Raw genomic sequence first — 15,176 nt, forward strand, 5'->3', positions numbered from 1 at the left:
GCCTGCCGAATGCAGGAGACTTCCCTCTACGAGCCGGTGAAGCGGTTCCTCGAGAGCCTGGATTTCGCCGTCAAGGGCGAGATCGGCGGCTGCGACGTGGTCGGCGTGCGTGCCGGCGAGCCGCCGGTTGTCGTCATCTGCGAGTTGAAGCTGCAGTTCAACCTCGAGCTCGTCCTGCAAGCCGTCGACCGCGCGGCGGCCTGCGACGAGGTGTGGCTTGCCTCCTATATGTCGGCGCGCGGCAAGGGCCGCGAGCATGACCGCCGCTTCCGCGCGCTCTGCCGCCGCCTCGGCTTCGGCCTGCTAGGCGTCGGCAAGAAGGGCGAGGTGGAGCTGCTGCTCAGTCCGGCCGCCTTGCCGCCGCGCCGGGATCCCAGGCGGCGCTCACGCCTAGTCGAGGAGCATCACCGCCGCAAGGGTGATCCGTCCATCGGCGGCAGCACGCGCAAGAAGCCGATCATGACCGCTTATCGCCAGGAGGCGCTCGCCTGCGCCGCCGCGATGGTCGACGGCCCGAAACGGCCGCGCGACCTCAAAACCCTTTCGCCGCGCGCCGCCAGCATCCTTTTGCACAATTACTATGGCTGGTTTGCCAGGGCCGAGCGCGGCGTCTATGCACTGACAGAAGCCGGTCTTGCCGCCATCGGACCTTTGCCGGCGACGTTGTAAGGACGATTTGCCGACTTACCATTCCGCCTTGTGACCGGAAAACCCGCCATTCGGCGTCGGGCTTGGTTTCGGTTGTTGACTCATCTTTCCGCATGTGCAGAAATTGGTTGGACCATTGAACCACTTTTAGGCCCAGCCGGCGTGACCGATTTCCTACCCCCCATCCAGACGACGGCGCGCGACGACGCGGTGTTGAAGGCCCTGGCGGGATTCGTGCGGCAGGAGGCTCTGGGTCCCGGCGAGAAGCTGCCGACGGAGCGCATCCTCGCCGAACGCCTCAAGGTCAGCCGCAACACGGTGCGTGAGGCGCTGACGCGCTGGGAAGGCCTCGGCCTTGTCGAGCGGCGGCAGGGTTCGGGCACCTACCTCAAGGCCGCCGTCTCGCCCGATATGCTGCACATGCCGCTGACACTAGCCGGTGGCAATGATTTCGCCGGCCTGATGTCGACGCTTGAGATCCGGCGCGCGCTGGAAGCGGAGGCCGCCGCCCTCTGCGCCATTCGTGCCGGCAAAGCTGAACTCGCCGAGATCGAGCGCAAGCTCGACCTCATGGAAGAGGCCTTCCAGACCCGCGCCGGGATGTCCTCGGACGAGGATTGGGAATTCCACCAGGCGATTTTCCGCGCTTCCGGCAATCCGCTATTCGAGCAGATCATCGCCGCCATGTACGAGCTGTTCCACCGCTTCTGGGAGCATCCTCTCGGCGTGCGCGACTTCGGCCATGCCAGTTTTCCTTATCACCGGACCATCTTCAATTGCATCGCCGCGCGTGACCCCGATGGCGCTCGCGCCGAGGCGCTAAAACTCATCGCCACCGTCGAGGACGATTTGAAGCGCGGCGCTGCCAACCTCAAACTTTCGGACCGCAGATGAACGAGCAGCCCAGTACTTTCGACCCGGCCTCGATGGCCAGCGACTATCTCGGCGAGGCGGCGACGCTGCTGGCGCATGACGATCCGTTTCCCGACGGTGCGGTGGTGCCGCCGATCTACCAGACCTCGCTGTTCACCTTCGCCAATTATGCCGACATGGCCGACACCTTCGCCGGGCGGCGAAAGCAGCCGATCTATTCGCGCGGCGACAACCCGACGGTGATGGAATTCGAAGCGCGTGTCGCCGCGCTCGAAGGCGCGGAGGCCGCGCGCGGCTTTTCCAGCGGCATGGCGGCCATCAGCGCCACGGTGCTCGCCTTTGTCGGCGCCGGCGAGCGCATGGTTGCGGTGCGCAACTGCTATGGCGACGCCTACCGCCTGTTCGAGCGGCTGTTCCCGCGCCTGCACATCAAGGTCGATTATGTCGACGGCTCGGATCCCGACGCGGTTGCCGCGGCACTTCCCGGCGCCAAGCTGCTCTACCTCGAAAGCCCGACCTCGATGATGTTCGAGCTACAGGACCTGGAGCATCTGACGCGACTGGCGAAGGAGCAGGGCATCGTCACCACCATCGACAATTCCTGGGCGACCCCCGTCTTCCAGAAGCCGATTTCGCATGGAGTCGACCTGGTGCTGCATTCGGCATCGAAATATCTGAGCGGCCACAGCGACACCGTCGCCGGTGTGGTGGCCGGCTCGGCCGCCCACATCAAGCACATCAACGAGCAGACCTATTCGCAGCTCGGCGGCAAGCTGTCGCCCTTCGAAGGCTGGCTGTTGCTGCGCGGCCTGCGCACGCTGCCGCTGCGCCTGCCGCACCACATGAAGAGCGGGCTCATCATTGCCGAGCGGCTGAAGGCGCATGGCAAGGTCGAGCGGGTCAACCACCCCGCTTATTCCAACCACCCCGGCAAGAAGACTTTAGCCGGCTATGCTGGGCTGTTCTCCTTCGAGGTCACCGAGGATGTCGACATCCCGGCCTTCGTCGACGCCCTGAAATATTTCCGCATCGGCGTCAGCTGGGGCGGCCATGAAAGCCTGGTCGTGCCGGCAAAAGCCTCGCTCGAGCAGACGCCGGGCATCAATTCGATGGCGCGCTTCGGCGTCAGCCCCCGAACCATCCGCTTCAATGTCGGATTGGAAAATGTCGAGGACCTCTGGGCCGACATCGCCCAAGCCTTCGACAAATCAAAAAAATAGTCGTCCAAAATGGGAGTCCCGAAGATGAAAAAACTGAGCTTCATGTTTGCCGCCGTGGCCGGCCTGGCGATTTCCGCCAGCGGCGCGCTGGCCGATACCACCATCAAGCTGGTCGAGGTCATCACCAGCCCGCCGCGCACCGAATTCCTGAAGAAGCAGATTGCCGAATTCGAGACGGCGAACCCGGGCATCAAGGTGGAGGTGGTCTCGCTGCCCTGGGGCCAGGCCTTCGAGAAGTTCCTCACCATGGTGCAGGCCGGCGACACGCCCGATGTGGTCGAAATGCCCGAGCGCTGGATGGGCCTCTATGCCAACAACGGGCAGCTTGAGGATCTCGGCCCTTACATGGCCAAGTGGCCCGACGCCAAGACGCTTGGCGACCGCGCCAAGCAGTTCGGCTCGACCGTCAACAACACGCAGTTCATGATACCCTATGGCTATTATGTGAACGCGCTGTTCTGGAACAAGAAGCTGTTCAAGGAAGCCGGTCTCGACGGTCCGCCGGAAAACCTCGACGAGTTCGTCTCCTTCTCCAAGAAGATCTCCGCCATCCCCGGCAAATACGGCTACTGCTTGCGCGGCGGCCCGGGCGCTTTCAACGGCATGCACATGTTCATGAACATCGCCGACGGCAAGGGCGGCTATTTCACCGACGATGGCGTCTCGACCATCAATGACGAAGGCTCGGTCAAGGGCCTGCAGATGCTGGCCGACATGTACAAGAACGGTCTGGCGCCGAAAGATTCGGTGAGCTGGGGCTTCAACGAGACGGTGACCGGCTTCTACTCCGGCACCTGCGCCATGCTGAACCAGGATCCGGACGCGCTGCTCGGCATCGCAGACAAGATGAGCGCCGACGATTTCGCCGTCGCGCCGCTCCCCGTGGGCCCGAGCGGCAAGTCCTATCCGACGCTGGGCTATGCCGGCTGGGCCATGTTCGCCAATTCCCAGCACAAGGACGAGGCCTGGAAGCTGATGGCGACGCTTCTGTCGCCCAAGGACAATCTGGAATGGGCCAAGGAAGTGGGCGTCGTGCCGATCCACAACGGCGCCGACCAGGACGCGCATTTCAAGACCGAGCAGTTCAAGGGCTGGTTTACCGAGCTCAACGACAGCTCCAAGTACGAAATGGTGACGCCGCCAACGCATCTGGAAAACCTCGGCAACTTCGTCGACCAGGTGGCGATCAAGAATTTTCAGGAAGTGCTGCTCGGCCAGAAGCAGGCCAAGGACGTGGCCGACGAATGGGCCAAGTTCCTGACCAAGGAACAGCAGGACTGGCTGGCAAAAAACAAGAAGTGAGCGCAGGCCATTTCCTTCTCCCCGTTCTACGGGGAGAAGGTGTCACGAAGTGATGGATGAGGGGCGGCGCTGACTTCTGAGTGGCTGGCTCCGCCCCTCATCTGCCTGCCGGCATCTTCTCCCCGTTGAACGGGCAGAAGGACGCTGTCGCCGTCCCCGGCACCCACTCACCACCGTAGAGCCGAAACGTATGACCTACGCCGTCTCCGAAATCCGATCCGCCGCCCGGCCGCGAAAGCAACGGCTGAGCAAGGCCGCGATCGAGCCGTGGCTCTATCTTTCGCCGGCCATCGTCCTACTGGTCCTGGTGCTTTTGGTGCCGCTGATCATCGGCATCAGCTACTCCTTCCGCAAATTCTCGGCCTTCAAGTCGCAATATGTCGGCCTTGCCCAATACCAGGCGATGCTCTCCGACCAGGTGCTCGGCCAGGCGCTGATCAACACGTTGTGGTGGACGGTTGCCAGCCTGCTCTTCCAGTTCTTCCTTGGCCTGGGTCTCGCGCTGCTGCTCGACAAGCCCTTCTACGGCCGCAAGGTCGTCCAAGCGGTGGTATTCCTGCCCTGGGCGGTGCCGTCCTTTCTCTCAGGCCTCACCTGGGCCTGGCTGTTCAACCCGATCATCGGGCCGCTGCCGCATTGGCTCTTCGCGCTTGGCCTGAAGGCGGAGCCGACCAACGTGTTGTCCGATCCTGCCACCGCCATGTGGGGGCCGATCGTCGCCAACATCTGGTTCGGCATCCCGTTTTTCGCCATCACGCTGCTGGCGGCGCTGAAGTCGATCCCCTCCGAGTTGCATGAAGCGGCGGCCATCGACGGCGCTTCGCCCTGGCAGCGCTTCACCAAGGTGACGCTGCCCTTCCTGGCGCCGACCATCGTCATCACCGTCATGCTGCGCACCATCTGGATCGCCACCTTCGCCGACCTGATCTTCGTCATGACCGAGGGCGGGCCGGCCGGCTCGACCAGCACGGTGCCGGTCTACATCTATGTCAGCGCCTTCAAGTCGCTGGACAAAGGCTACGCTTCGGCGGTTGCGGTGCTGCTTCTGGTGCTGCTGATCGCCTACGCCATCGGCCTGATCGCCATCCGCCGCACCCTCGTGAGGCACGTCTGATGATCGCCGGTCGCTCCACCTCCTCGCGCATTTTCGGCGGCATCGGTCTCTACGGCGCTATCGCGGCCTACGTGATCTTCGCGCTGTTTCCGATCTTCTGGACGCTGAAGATCTCGGTGACGCCCGAACGCCTGCTCTATTCCGAAGGCATCACCTTCTGGCCGTCGCAGACGACTTTTCAGAACTTCGCCACCGTGCTCGAGGCCTCCGACTTTCCGCGCTATTTCCTCAACAGCGTCATCGTCTCGGTATCAACGGCCGCCTTTGTCACCGTCATCGCCACGCTTGCCGGCTATGCCATGTCGCGCTTCACTTTCCGCGGCAAGGCGACTTTGGCGATCCTGTTGCTGCTCACCCAGACCTTCCCGCTGGTCATGGTCATCCCGCCGATCTACCGCATCATGGGCGATCTCGGCCTGACCAACAGCCTGATCGGCCTGATCATCATCTACACCGCCTTCAACACCGCCTTCGCAACCTTCCTGATGCAGTCCTTCTTCGACGGCATCCCGAAAGACCTGGAGGAAGCGGCGATGATTGACGGCTGCACCCGCGCTCAGGCGATGCGCCGGGTGATCGTGCCGCTGACCTTGCCCGGCATGGGCGCGACGCTGGGCTTCGTCTTTACCGCCGCCTGGAGCGAGTTGCTGTTCGCGCTGATGTTGATTTCCAGCGACGAGCAGAAGACCTTTGCCGTCGGCCTGCTCACCTTCATCGGCAAGTTCGCCGTCGACTGGGGGCAGATGATGGCGGCCTCCATCCTGGCGCTGATCCCGGTCTGCGTCTTCTTCGCTTTCCTGCAACGCTATCTCGTCACCGGCCTCACCGCCGGTGCGGTCAAAGGATAAAAGATGGCTTCCGTCACGCTGCAAAACGTCGAGAAGGATTACGGCGCGCTGCGCATCCTGCACGGCGTCGATCTCGAGATCGCCGATGGCGAATTCGTCGTGCTGGTCGGCCCGTCCGGCTGCGGCAAGTCCACGCTGCTGCGCATGATCGCCGGCCTGGAGGAAGTTACCGGCGGCGAGATCCACATCGGCGAGCGGCTGGTCAACGACGTCGCGCCGAAGGACCGGGACATCGCCATGGTGTTCCAGTCCTACGCGCTCTACCCGCATATGGATGTCTCTTCCAACATGGGCTTCAGCCTGCTTTTGAAGAAGGCCGAGAAGACGACGATCGACGGCAGGGTAGGTGCTGCCGCCAAGCGGCTCGGCCTCGACGCCTATCTCGGCCGACTGCCGCGCCAGCTTTCCGGTGGCCAGCGCCAGCGCGTCGCCATGGGCCGCGCCATCGTGCGCGACCCCAAAGTGTTCCTGTTCGACGAGCCGCTCTCCAACCTCGACGCCAAATTGCGCGTCCATATGCGTGCCGAGATCAAGGCGCTGCACCAGCAGCTCAAGACCACTTCGGTCTATGTCACCCATGACCAGGTCGAGGCCATGACCATGGCCGACCGCATCGTCGTCATGCATGACGGCTATGTGCAGCAGGTCGGCCGCCCGCTGGAGCTTTACGACCGTCCGGTCAACACCTTCGTCGCCGGCTTCATCGGCTCGCCGGGCATGAACTTCTTGCCGGCTAAGGTCGCCAAGGGTGGCAAGGCGGATGCCGTGCTCGCCGATGGCCAGAAGCTGCGGCTGCCGGATGGCCTGCCGATCAGCGACGGCGATGACCTCACCATCGGACTGCGGCCAGAGCACATCAAGCTCGTGGACGACGGCGCGCTGAAGGCCGAGGTCGAGGTGGTCGAGCCGCTCGGCCTGTCGACGCAGTTCTATGCCAGGCTGGCCAACCAGCAGGTCTGCGTCTTCGTCATGGGCCGCAGCGATGTGAGGTCGGGCGACACCATCCGCCTCGGCGCCGATCCGGCTGCGCTGCATCTGTTTGATCCGAAGAGCGGAAACCGGATTGGATAGGTCCGCGGATCAGCGCCAGCGGAAAGCGCCCAGAGTGTAGTCAGGCCACGCGCCAAGGTCTGCGAACAGCCCCGTCAGGTCGCTCCTGTCGGCCAATATTCCCGTCATCACCAGCGCGGTCGACACGCCGGCCGCGTTGCCGCCGGCTATATCGTGCTCGACACTGTCACCGACACAGATCACATCGCTGAGTGCCGGATGTCCCGCAAGCGCCAGCGCAGCTTCGTAGATCGCCGGATAGGGCTTGCCGATACGGGTGACGCTGCCGCCGAGCTGTTCGTAAAGATCGGCGATCTCGCCGGCGCCGAAGCGCGGTCCGACCACGGTCAGCATGATCCGATCGGGGTTGGTGCAGAAGCACGGCACCTTCCGCGCCGCCGCCGGGCCGAGAAGTCTTCGGTAGTGGTCGAGGTCGTACCGGTCGCCTTCACTGGCCGCGATCAGCACCAGATCGGCGTCATCGCCGCGCTCGGTCAGAACGAGTGGCAGGCCCTCGATCGCCGAACGGTCCTCGTCGCGGCTGATCAGCAGGCATCTCGTGCCAGCCCGCAGCGCGCCCGAGTCCGCCATGTTTCGGAAGATGCGCCAAGCCACCTCGCCGGATGAGACGAAATGATCCCAGCTTCCCGCTTCGAAACCAAGCTTCAGCAGCCGCCCTTCGTTTGGCTCCGCCCGCTTGCCGGAATTCGAGATCAGCACCACGGTCTTGCCGGCGCGCTTCAGCGCCGACAGGGCTTCGACCGCGCCGGGATAAGGCTGTTGTCCGCCATGCAGCACGCCGAACTGGTCGAGCAGGAACACTTCGTAGCGTTCGGCGAGCGCTGCGATCCCGTCGAGATGCACGGCGTGCTTCGCGCTCACAGCAGCAGCCCCGCCTCCTTTGCGCCCATCAGCGCCAGCCGCGCCGTGCCAGCCGCAGCCTCATCGGAGAGCGCCGGCAGAAAATCGACACTGAGCTTGCGCCGTCGGATCGCGGTCCAGGCGGCATTGGCGGCGCCGCCGCCGACGCTTCGAACCGAGGTGAGCTTCGGCGCGCCGAGTTCGGCGAGCCTCTGGTAGCCGAGCGCCTCGATGGCCGCGATGCCTTCCAGCATCGCCTTGAGATAGTCGGCGTCCGATTCCGGTCGGGGCAGCAGGCGCGGCTGGAGCGTTGGATCGGTGACAGGAAAACGTTCGCCGGCCGAACCGAGCGGATAATAGTCGAGGCCGGTCTCTGTCGCGGGATCGATTGCGGCGCTGAGTTCGACGATGCGCGCGAGCGAAAAATGCTGGGCGAGCACCTTGCCGCCGGTGTTCGACGCGCCGCCCGCGAGCCAGGCATCGCCGAGCCGGTGGCTGTATATGCCGTAGCGCGGCGCCGAGATCGGCCGGTCGGACAGGATCTTGATGGTCAGCGACGATCCGAGAGCGGTGACGCCGTCGCCCGCGGCCGCCGCGCCCGTCGCCAAGAAAGAGGCGCAGCCGTCCGTGGTGCCGGCGACCACCGCGACATCGCGCGGCAACCCGAACAGGTCGGCGGCGGCGGCCGTAAGCCTGCCGGTCACGCTACCCGGCTTGACAATGGTGGGCAGAAGCTCCACGCGCATGCCGGTCGCCGCGATCCATTCCGGCCAGCGGCGCGCCTCGGCATCGTAGCCGGTCTTCAGGCTGTTGTTCTCGTCGCTGATGTCGAAGCGGGCCGAGAATTGCCCGGCAATCCAGTCGGCCTGGTGCAGCACGGCGTGGATGCCAGGCAGGCGCTGGAACCAGAGCGCCTTGGCGAGACCGGAGGTCGCCCCATGCGCAGCACTTGCCTCCGGCGCCGTGCCGGCGATCACGGCGAGGATGGCCGCATCCGGAACCTTGTCGTTGTACATCAGCGGCTCGGCCAATGGCTGTCCGGCGCCGTCGATCGGCAGCAGGGTGCCGGACGTGCCGTCGACGGCGATCGCCCGCACCGCTCCGCGGTCGATTTGCGAGAGGAGCTCCTGCAATGTCGCCCCGATCGCGGCCCACCAAACTGCGGGATCGCGGCCGTTCGCGCCGAAGCGCTCGAGTGGCATGGTGGCGCTCGCGGCGATGGAGAAATCAGGACGCATCGCGACGGCGCGCGATCCGGACGTGCCGATGTCGATGCCTAATGCAAGCGGCGCCATTCGCCTAACCCGCGGCGTTGAGTCTCTGGCGATACTGCTCGGCATCCCAGTTGACCAGCTCGTCATTTTCGGCGGCGGTGAGATAGTTCAATTTCGCCGCGATGTTGATCCGCGCGGTCACGTCGGCGAGGCAGCGCTGCATCGCGTCCGCGCCGGAGCTGGCGTCGCCGCGCATCAGCACGCCGGCGCCCGGAAAGAGGACCGCAACGGGGTTCGTGCCCAGCCGCGCGACGACGTCGGCGACCTTCTCGCCAGGCCTTGCCACCACGGAGCCCCGGCCAAGGAAGATGACGTGGTCAGGGTAGAGGCTGCCGGCTTCGGCGATGCGGCGGCTGTCCGCATCGAGCGCCACCGCATGCGCCTCGATATCCGCCGGCAATCGGTAACCGCTGCCGCCGGCAAGTGCCGCCAGCGCCACTATATCCGGGATCGGTGTCTGCCGCGCCGGGCGGGCCAAAAGCGATCTCACCCGGTGCAGCAGACGCTCCGCCTCGGCCACGGTCTCCGCTGCGACGACCAGTCCGTGATTGCCGAGGATCAGCACGTCGACCCCCTGCCGGAGACGCTCGGCAATGCCCTGGGCAAGCGGCAGGCCCGGCCGGCGATAGGGGACATAAGCCCACGCGATGCCCTGGAGACGCCGCCCGGCCTCGATCTCGCAATCGGCCTGAACGGCGAGTGAGATTGTCTCGACGCAGTGGACATGCAGCACCACTCGCTGCGGCATCAGCGCGTGAACGGTGGTCTCGATCGAAGGGCGCAAGCCGCGCGGATTGAGGGCATCGATGGCAAAGGCTTGCGGCTTGTCGGCGCTCGGATCGCGCCGTTCGAGGGCCTCGACGAGCGGACCCATCGCGACCGGTACCATGATGTCGTCGGTCAGCGCGTCCCTCAACCAGGTGCCGGAGGCCTTGATCCACAGCGTGTCCCCTGCCTTCAGCGATGTGTTGCCGCCGGCTGCCTGTATCAGGTGCGGATCGTCGCCGATGGCTGCCGAAAGTGTCCGCAAGGCTGCCAGCTCCTGCGCATCAACTGTGGTCGCCATTGCGATCTTCCTCCAACGGCTCGTCGGTCTCGCACGATCTCCCATTACAGGAGAATGATTGGTGCTGATATCGCAGATGCGAGCGATCTACGTCAACAGTGATCTATTATCGTCAAAACGGGCTTGCAATCCGACTGATGTTGAGTAAGTTGCATCAATTGTCATGCAAAATGGCATTGTCGGGAGGAAGAGTTGAGCGACTCCGGCCGCCAGCGTCAGATCGTCGAGCTATTGCGGGACCGGCCGTTCGCTTCGGTGCGTGAACTGCAGGAGCGGCTTGGCGTGTCGGCGGCGACGGTCAGGCGCGACATCGACAAGATCGACGAGGCCGGCGAAGCCAGGAAGGTCTATGGCGGCATCTCGGCGCTCGACGGCGCCTCGCATGCCGGCATCGCCTATGCGAGGCCCTATGACGAGAACCGTGACCTGGCGGTCGATGCCAAACGGCAAATCGCCGCTGTAGCCGCCACCATGGTGCGGGACGGCGATGCGGTCATCGTCCATGGCGGCTCGACCTGCTTCCATCTCGGCGTCAAGCTTGCCGACCGCAACATTCGCCTCTTCACCAATTCCATGCCGCTCGCCGCCTATCTCAGCGATCATGGCCATTGCAGCCTGACCATCGCCGGCGGCGATCTGCACCGCGAGCCCGGCATCATCCATTCGCTCACCCAGGCCGTGCCGTTTTATGCCTCGAAGTTCTTTCTCGGCGCGCAGGGCCTCGGCCATGAGGGCGTGCTGGAATCGCATCCGCTGCTGGTGCGCTCGATTATCGATCTCAGCCTTTGCGCCGACCAGATCGTCGTGCTGGCGGACAGCCGGAAGCTGTCGATCCACGCCCGCAATGTCGCGCTGCCGCTGTCGCGCATCGGCTCGCTGGTGACCGATGACGGCCTGTCCGACGCCGATGCGCGCATGCTGGAAGATGCCGGTGTCACCGTGCGTATCGCCTCGCCTTCGGGAGCCGTCCAGTGAAGGTGGCGGTGCTCGATTTCGGCAAGACCAATTCGAAGCTGTTCGTCTTCGACCAGGACGGGCGCATCCTCGACGAACGGCGCACGAAACCCGACTGGATACGCAAAAGCGGGCTCAGCGTGCTTGACGAAACGGCGCTGCATAACTGGGCGCTGGACGCCGTCAACGAGGCCGCTGATGCCCACGGCATCGAAGGTCTGATGGTGTCGGGCCACGGCTGCACCTTCGCGCTGGTCGACGATACGGCGCTGACGCATCCGATCCTAGACTATGAGCAGGAGCCGCCCGCCGAGATCGCCGCGCGGATCGATCGGCGCATTCCCGATTTCGCCGAGACCTTCTCGCCGCGCCTGCCGCTCGGCTTCAACTATGGCCGCCACATGCTGTGGCTGAAAGAAGTGGAGCCCGGCGCGTTCTCGGCGGCGAAGGCGATTCTCGGCTATCCGCAATATTGGAGCTGGCGCTTCGGCGGCCACGCCGTTTCGGAAGTCTCCTATCTCGGCTGCCACTCGCATCTGTGGGCACCGAGCAAGCGTGACTTCTCCTCGCTGGTCGATGCCGAGGGCTGGCGGGGCCGCATGCCCGCCTTCGCGCACGCCGGCGGCGTCATTGGCGAGCGGCGCTTTGGCCGGGCGGGCAGACCGGTCGCCATTCACAACGGCGTTCATGATAGCAATGCCGCGCTCCATGCCTATCGTCGGCAGGACCTCGGGCCGCTCACCGTGGTGTCGACGGGCACCTGGGTGATCGTTCTCAACCCTGACTGTCCGTTCGAGGCGCTCGACCGCGAGCGCGACATGCTGGCCAATGTCGATGTCGATGGCGGCCCGGTGCCTACGATCCGCTTCATGGGCGGGCGCGAATTCGCCGTGATCAGCGGCAACTGGCAAGGCGCGATCGCCCCGGCCGCCATACAGCGGGCGATCGACGCCGGCACGATGGCCGTGCCGAGCTTTGCCCCGGGCGGACCGCTGCCGGGCCGGACGGGCGAGATCCTCGGGCCCGTTTCCGGTGCTGGGGAGCGCGCCGCCGTGGCGCTGCTTTATGTGGCGCTGATGATCGATCTCTCGCTCGACCTGATCCGTTCGGCAGGCACCGTCATCGTCGATGGCGGACTGAATGCGGATGGGATGCTTGCCGGCCTCCTGGCGGCGCTGCGGCCCGGCCAATCCTTCCTGCAGGGGGCCACGCTGGAAGGCAGCGCCACGGGCGCCGCGGCTCTCGCCTTCGAGAGCATCGGCCGCGAATTCGCCGCCGATAGGCCGGAGCCGGTACGCGCCGCGGACTTCAAAGGCCTGGATCGCTACCGCGACGACTGGCGCGGCCTTATTGCCGGACGCCACATCGCCGGCGCGGCGGCAGGAGGTGCGCAATGAGCGCCGCCGCCCGCGTCGAGGCGTCGCAAAGGCCGGTGCTGGAGATGCGCCACATCTCCAAGACTTTCGGTCCCGTCCGGGCCCTGCACGACGTATCGCTCACCGTCAATGCCGGCGAACTGCATGCGCTGATGGGCGAGAACGGCGCCGGCAAGTCGACGCTGATGAAGGTGCTGTCCGGCGCCTATCGGCCGGATGCCGGCGGCGAGATCCTGATCGAAGGTGCGCCGGTCGCCAGCGGCGATCCGATCAAGGCTCGCGCCCAGGGCATCGCGGTTATCTACCAGGAGCTGTCGCTGGCGCCGAACCTGACTGTGGCGCAGAACATCTTCCTCGGCAACGAGCCGCGTAGGTTCGGCATCGTCGACCGCGACCAGTGCAACCGTCGCGCCAGGGAAATCATCGAGCGGCTCGGCGTCTCCTTTTCGGCGCGCGCCTTGGTCTCTAGCCTGTCACTGGGCGAGCGCCAGCTGGTCGAGATCGCCCGCGCGCTGTCGACCAGCGCCCGCATCATCGTCATGGACGAGCCGACCACCTCGCTGACCTCGCGCGAAACCGACCGGCTGTTCGAGGTGATCGGGGCGCTGAAGGCGCAAGGCATTGCCATCATCTACATCAGCCACCGCATGGAGGAGGTCTACCAGCTCGCCGACCGCGTCAGCGTGCTGCGCGACAGCGGCTATGTCGGCACGCTGGAACGCGCCGATCTCAATGCATCGCGCCTGGTCTCGATGATGGTCGGCCGCGATCTCTCGGCCTTCTACAAGAAGGATCACCGGCCGCCGGACAGCCAGCGCCCGGTAGCGCTGTCGGTGCGCGGCATGTCGGACGGCGGATTGCTGAAGGACTGCTCGTTCGATCTTTACCACGGGGAGGTGCTGGCGTTGGCGGGGCTGGTTGGTTCCGGCCGCACCGAACTCGCGAGGCTGATCTTCGGGGCCGACCGCCGCAGCGCGGGCGAGCTGGAGCTCGACGGCAAGCCGATTGCCATCGCTTCGCCACGCGAGGCGCTGGAGGCCGGCATTGCTTACCTCACCGAGGACCGCAAGGAGCTCGGGCTGTTTCTCGACATGTCGATCGCCGACAACATCAATATGGGTGTGCTTGCGAAAGACGCGCGCGCCGGCGGTTTTCGTGATTTCACCGCCGCCGAGCGGCGTGCCGCCAAGGCCATCGCCGATCTCTCGATCCGCACGCGCTCGGCGCAGGCCAATGCCGGCTCACTGTCGGGCGGCAACCAGCAGAAGGTGCTGCTTGCCCGCCTGCTCGAGACCGAGCCCAGGGTCGTCATCCTCGACGAGCCGACGCGCGGCGTCGACGTCGGCGCCAAGTCGGAGATCTATCGGTTGATTGACAGTCTTGCCGGCCGGGGCATCGCCATTCTCATGATCTCCAGCGAACTGCCCGAAGTAATCGGGGTGGCCGACCGCGTGCTCGTGATGCGCGACGGCGCCATCGCCGGCGAGGTGACGGCGTCGGAGGGTAGGCCGCTGCGTCAGGAAGAAATCATGGAACTTGCGACGGGGGCGGCCAAGAAAGGACCGACAAGATGACCGACAGCTCAACAGTGGCGAAAGCGGCGGATCAGGCAGCGGTCAGGAGCCGACGGCTGCGCACGGCCTTCGCCGCGCTCGGCATGCTGCCGGTTCTGGTGCTGCTTGCTGTCGGCTTCCAGTTCATCAACCCGCGCTTCCTTACCGGCACCAACCTGCTCATCGTCAGCCAGCAGTCGTCGATCAATATCGTGCTGGCCGCGGGCATGACCTTCGTCATCCTCACCGGCGGCATCGACCTATCCGTCGGCTCGATCCTCGCGGCCTCGGCGATGGTCGCTGTGCTGGTGTCGCTGGTGCCGGACTGGGGCATGCTCGGCATTCCGGCCGCCATTTTGCTCGGCCTCGGCTTCGGCGTCATCAACGGGCTGCTTGTCGCCTACATCAAGCTGCCGCCCTTCATTGTCACGCTGGGCTCGCTGACCGCCGTGCGCGGCGTCGCCCGCCTGCTCGGCGAGGATACGACAGTCTTCAATTCCGACCTGCCTTTCGACTTCATCGGCAATGGCTCACTGTTCGGCATTCCCTGGCTTGTCATCATCGCGCTGACCGTGGTGGTGCTGTCCTGGCTGGTGCTCAAACGCACCGTGCTCGGCACCTGGATCTATGCCGTGGGCGGCAATGCCGAGGCGGCGCGCCTCACCGGCATCAAGGTGCCGCTGGTGCTGCTCTTCGTCTATGGCGTGTCGGGCCTGCTCGCGGGCCTCGGCGGCGTCATGTCGGCGGCGAGACTCTACGCCGCCAATGGCCTGCAGCTAGGCCAGTCCTACGAGCTCGACGCCATCGCCGCCGTCATTCTCGGCGGCACCAGCTTCGTCGGCGGCGTCGGCTCGATTTGGGGCACGCTGATCGGCGGGCTGATCATCGCCGTGCTCTCCAACGGGCTCATTTTGGCCGGTGTCTCGGACATCTGGCAGTACATCATCAAGGGATTGGTCATCATCGTGGCGGTCGCCCTCGACCGTTACCGGTTGCAGGCCGGAGCAAGAACGTGATTGACCTCGGTCGCCGGCCTA

14 protein-coding genes are annotated in these 15,176 nt (G+C 65.1%); 11 read left to right on the forward strand and 3 right to left on the reverse strand.

Annotated features, from left to right (window positions below; translation table 11 throughout):
* The first annotated feature begins 9 nt into the window (after positions 1-9).
* The 7 genes from LB520_RS15880 to LB520_RS15910 all read left to right on the forward strand — a co-directional run bounded on the left by LB520_RS15880 (position 10) and on the right by LB520_RS15910 (position 7,076).
* On the forward strand, positions 10-669 hold the full coding sequence (locus tag LB520_RS15880) for a DUF2161 domain-containing phosphodiesterase (protein ID WP_224638104.1): 660 nt from the start codon (positions 10-12) through the stop codon (positions 667-669).
* Positions 670-810: 141 nt separating this feature from the next.
* Positions 811-1,542 (forward strand): FadR/GntR family transcriptional regulator, encoded by a 732-nt coding sequence (locus LB520_RS15885; protein WP_140688122.1) that lies wholly within the window; start codon positions 811-813, stop codon positions 1,540-1,542.
* The gene (locus LB520_RS15890) at positions 1,539-2,741 is read left to right on the forward strand and encodes a PLP-dependent transferase (RefSeq protein WP_224638105.1); all 1,203 of its coding nucleotides are present in this window, start codon (positions 1,539-1,541) and stop codon (positions 2,739-2,741) included. The genes LB520_RS15885 and LB520_RS15890 overlap by 4 nt, the downstream gene beginning before the upstream one ends.
* A gap of 24 nt (positions 2,742-2,765) precedes the next feature.
* Positions 2,766-4,043: an ABC transporter substrate-binding protein gene (locus LB520_RS15895; protein WP_224638106.1), complete on the forward strand. Its 1,278-nt coding sequence runs from the start codon at positions 2,766-2,768 to the stop codon at positions 4,041-4,043.
* 190 nt (positions 4,044-4,233) lie between these two features.
* Entirely contained in the window at positions 4,234-5,157 is a 924-nt protein-coding gene (locus tag LB520_RS15900) for a carbohydrate ABC transporter permease (protein ID WP_095769337.1), read from the forward strand.
* A complete protein-coding gene (locus LB520_RS15905) occupies positions 5,157-6,005 on the forward strand; it encodes a carbohydrate ABC transporter permease (RefSeq protein ID WP_095769336.1) in 849 nt (282 codons plus the stop codon). Before LB520_RS15900 ends, LB520_RS15905 begins: the two co-directional genes overlap by 1 nt.
* Positions 6,006-6,008: 3 nt before the next feature.
* Positions 6,009-7,076, forward strand: a complete 1,068-nt coding sequence (locus tag LB520_RS15910) for an ABC transporter ATP-binding protein (protein ID WP_224602393.1) — start codon at positions 6,009-6,011, stop codon at positions 7,074-7,076.
* 9 nt (positions 7,077-7,085) lie between these two features.
* On the opposite strand, the gene LB520_RS15915 is transcribed toward LB520_RS15910, so the two are convergent.
* The 3 genes from LB520_RS15915 to LB520_RS15925 are packed head-to-tail and all read right to left on the reverse strand — an operon-like array spanning position 7,086 to position 10,256.
* A complete protein-coding gene (locus LB520_RS15915; protein WP_224638107.1) occupies positions 7,086-7,937 on the reverse strand; it encodes a TIGR01459 family HAD-type hydrolase in 852 nt (283 codons plus the stop codon).
* Complete coding sequence (locus LB520_RS15920) at positions 7,934-9,211, reverse strand: FGGY-family carbohydrate kinase (protein WP_224638108.1); 1,278 nt, start codon at positions 9,209-9,211, stop codon at positions 7,934-7,936. Before LB520_RS15920 ends, LB520_RS15915 begins: the two co-directional genes overlap by 4 nt.
* Positions 9,212-9,215: 4 nt before the next feature.
* Positions 9,216-10,256, reverse strand: a complete 1,041-nt coding sequence (locus LB520_RS15925) for a class II aldolase/adducin family protein (RefSeq protein WP_224638109.1) — start codon at positions 10,254-10,256, stop codon at positions 9,216-9,218.
* A gap of 192 nt (positions 10,257-10,448) precedes the next feature.
* Between LB520_RS15925 and LB520_RS15930 the strand changes: the two genes are divergently transcribed.
* From LB520_RS15930 to LB520_RS15945, 4 genes are read left to right on the forward strand one after another with little or no spacing between them, the layout of a single operon-like run.
* On the forward strand, positions 10,449-11,231 hold the full coding sequence (locus LB520_RS15930) for a DeoR/GlpR family DNA-binding transcription regulator (RefSeq protein WP_224638110.1): 783 nt from the start codon (positions 10,449-10,451) through the stop codon (positions 11,229-11,231).
* Complete coding sequence (locus LB520_RS15935) at positions 11,228-12,607, forward strand: FGGY-family carbohydrate kinase (protein ID WP_224638111.1); 1,380 nt, start codon at positions 11,228-11,230, stop codon at positions 12,605-12,607. Before LB520_RS15930 ends, LB520_RS15935 begins: the two co-directional genes overlap by 4 nt.
* Positions 12,604-14,160 carry a sugar ABC transporter ATP-binding protein gene (locus tag LB520_RS15940; RefSeq protein ID WP_224638112.1) on the forward strand — a complete coding sequence of 519 codons (1,557 nt, stop codon included), beginning with the start codon at positions 12,604-12,606 and terminating at the stop codon, positions 14,158-14,160. Before LB520_RS15935 ends, LB520_RS15940 begins: the two co-directional genes overlap by 4 nt.
* Positions 14,157-15,155 carry an ABC transporter permease subunit gene (locus tag LB520_RS15945; protein ID WP_140845601.1) on the forward strand — a complete coding sequence of 333 codons (999 nt, stop codon included), beginning with the start codon at positions 14,157-14,159 and terminating at the stop codon, positions 15,153-15,155. The genes LB520_RS15940 and LB520_RS15945 overlap by 4 nt, the downstream gene beginning before the upstream one ends.
* The last annotated feature ends 21 nt before the right edge of the window (positions 15,156-15,176 follow it).

The sequence above is a fragment of the Mesorhizobium sp. CA12 genome (assembly GCF_020165255.1).
In the GTDB taxonomy this organism is placed as follows: Bacteria; Pseudomonadota; Alphaproteobacteria; order Rhizobiales; family Rhizobiaceae; genus Mesorhizobium.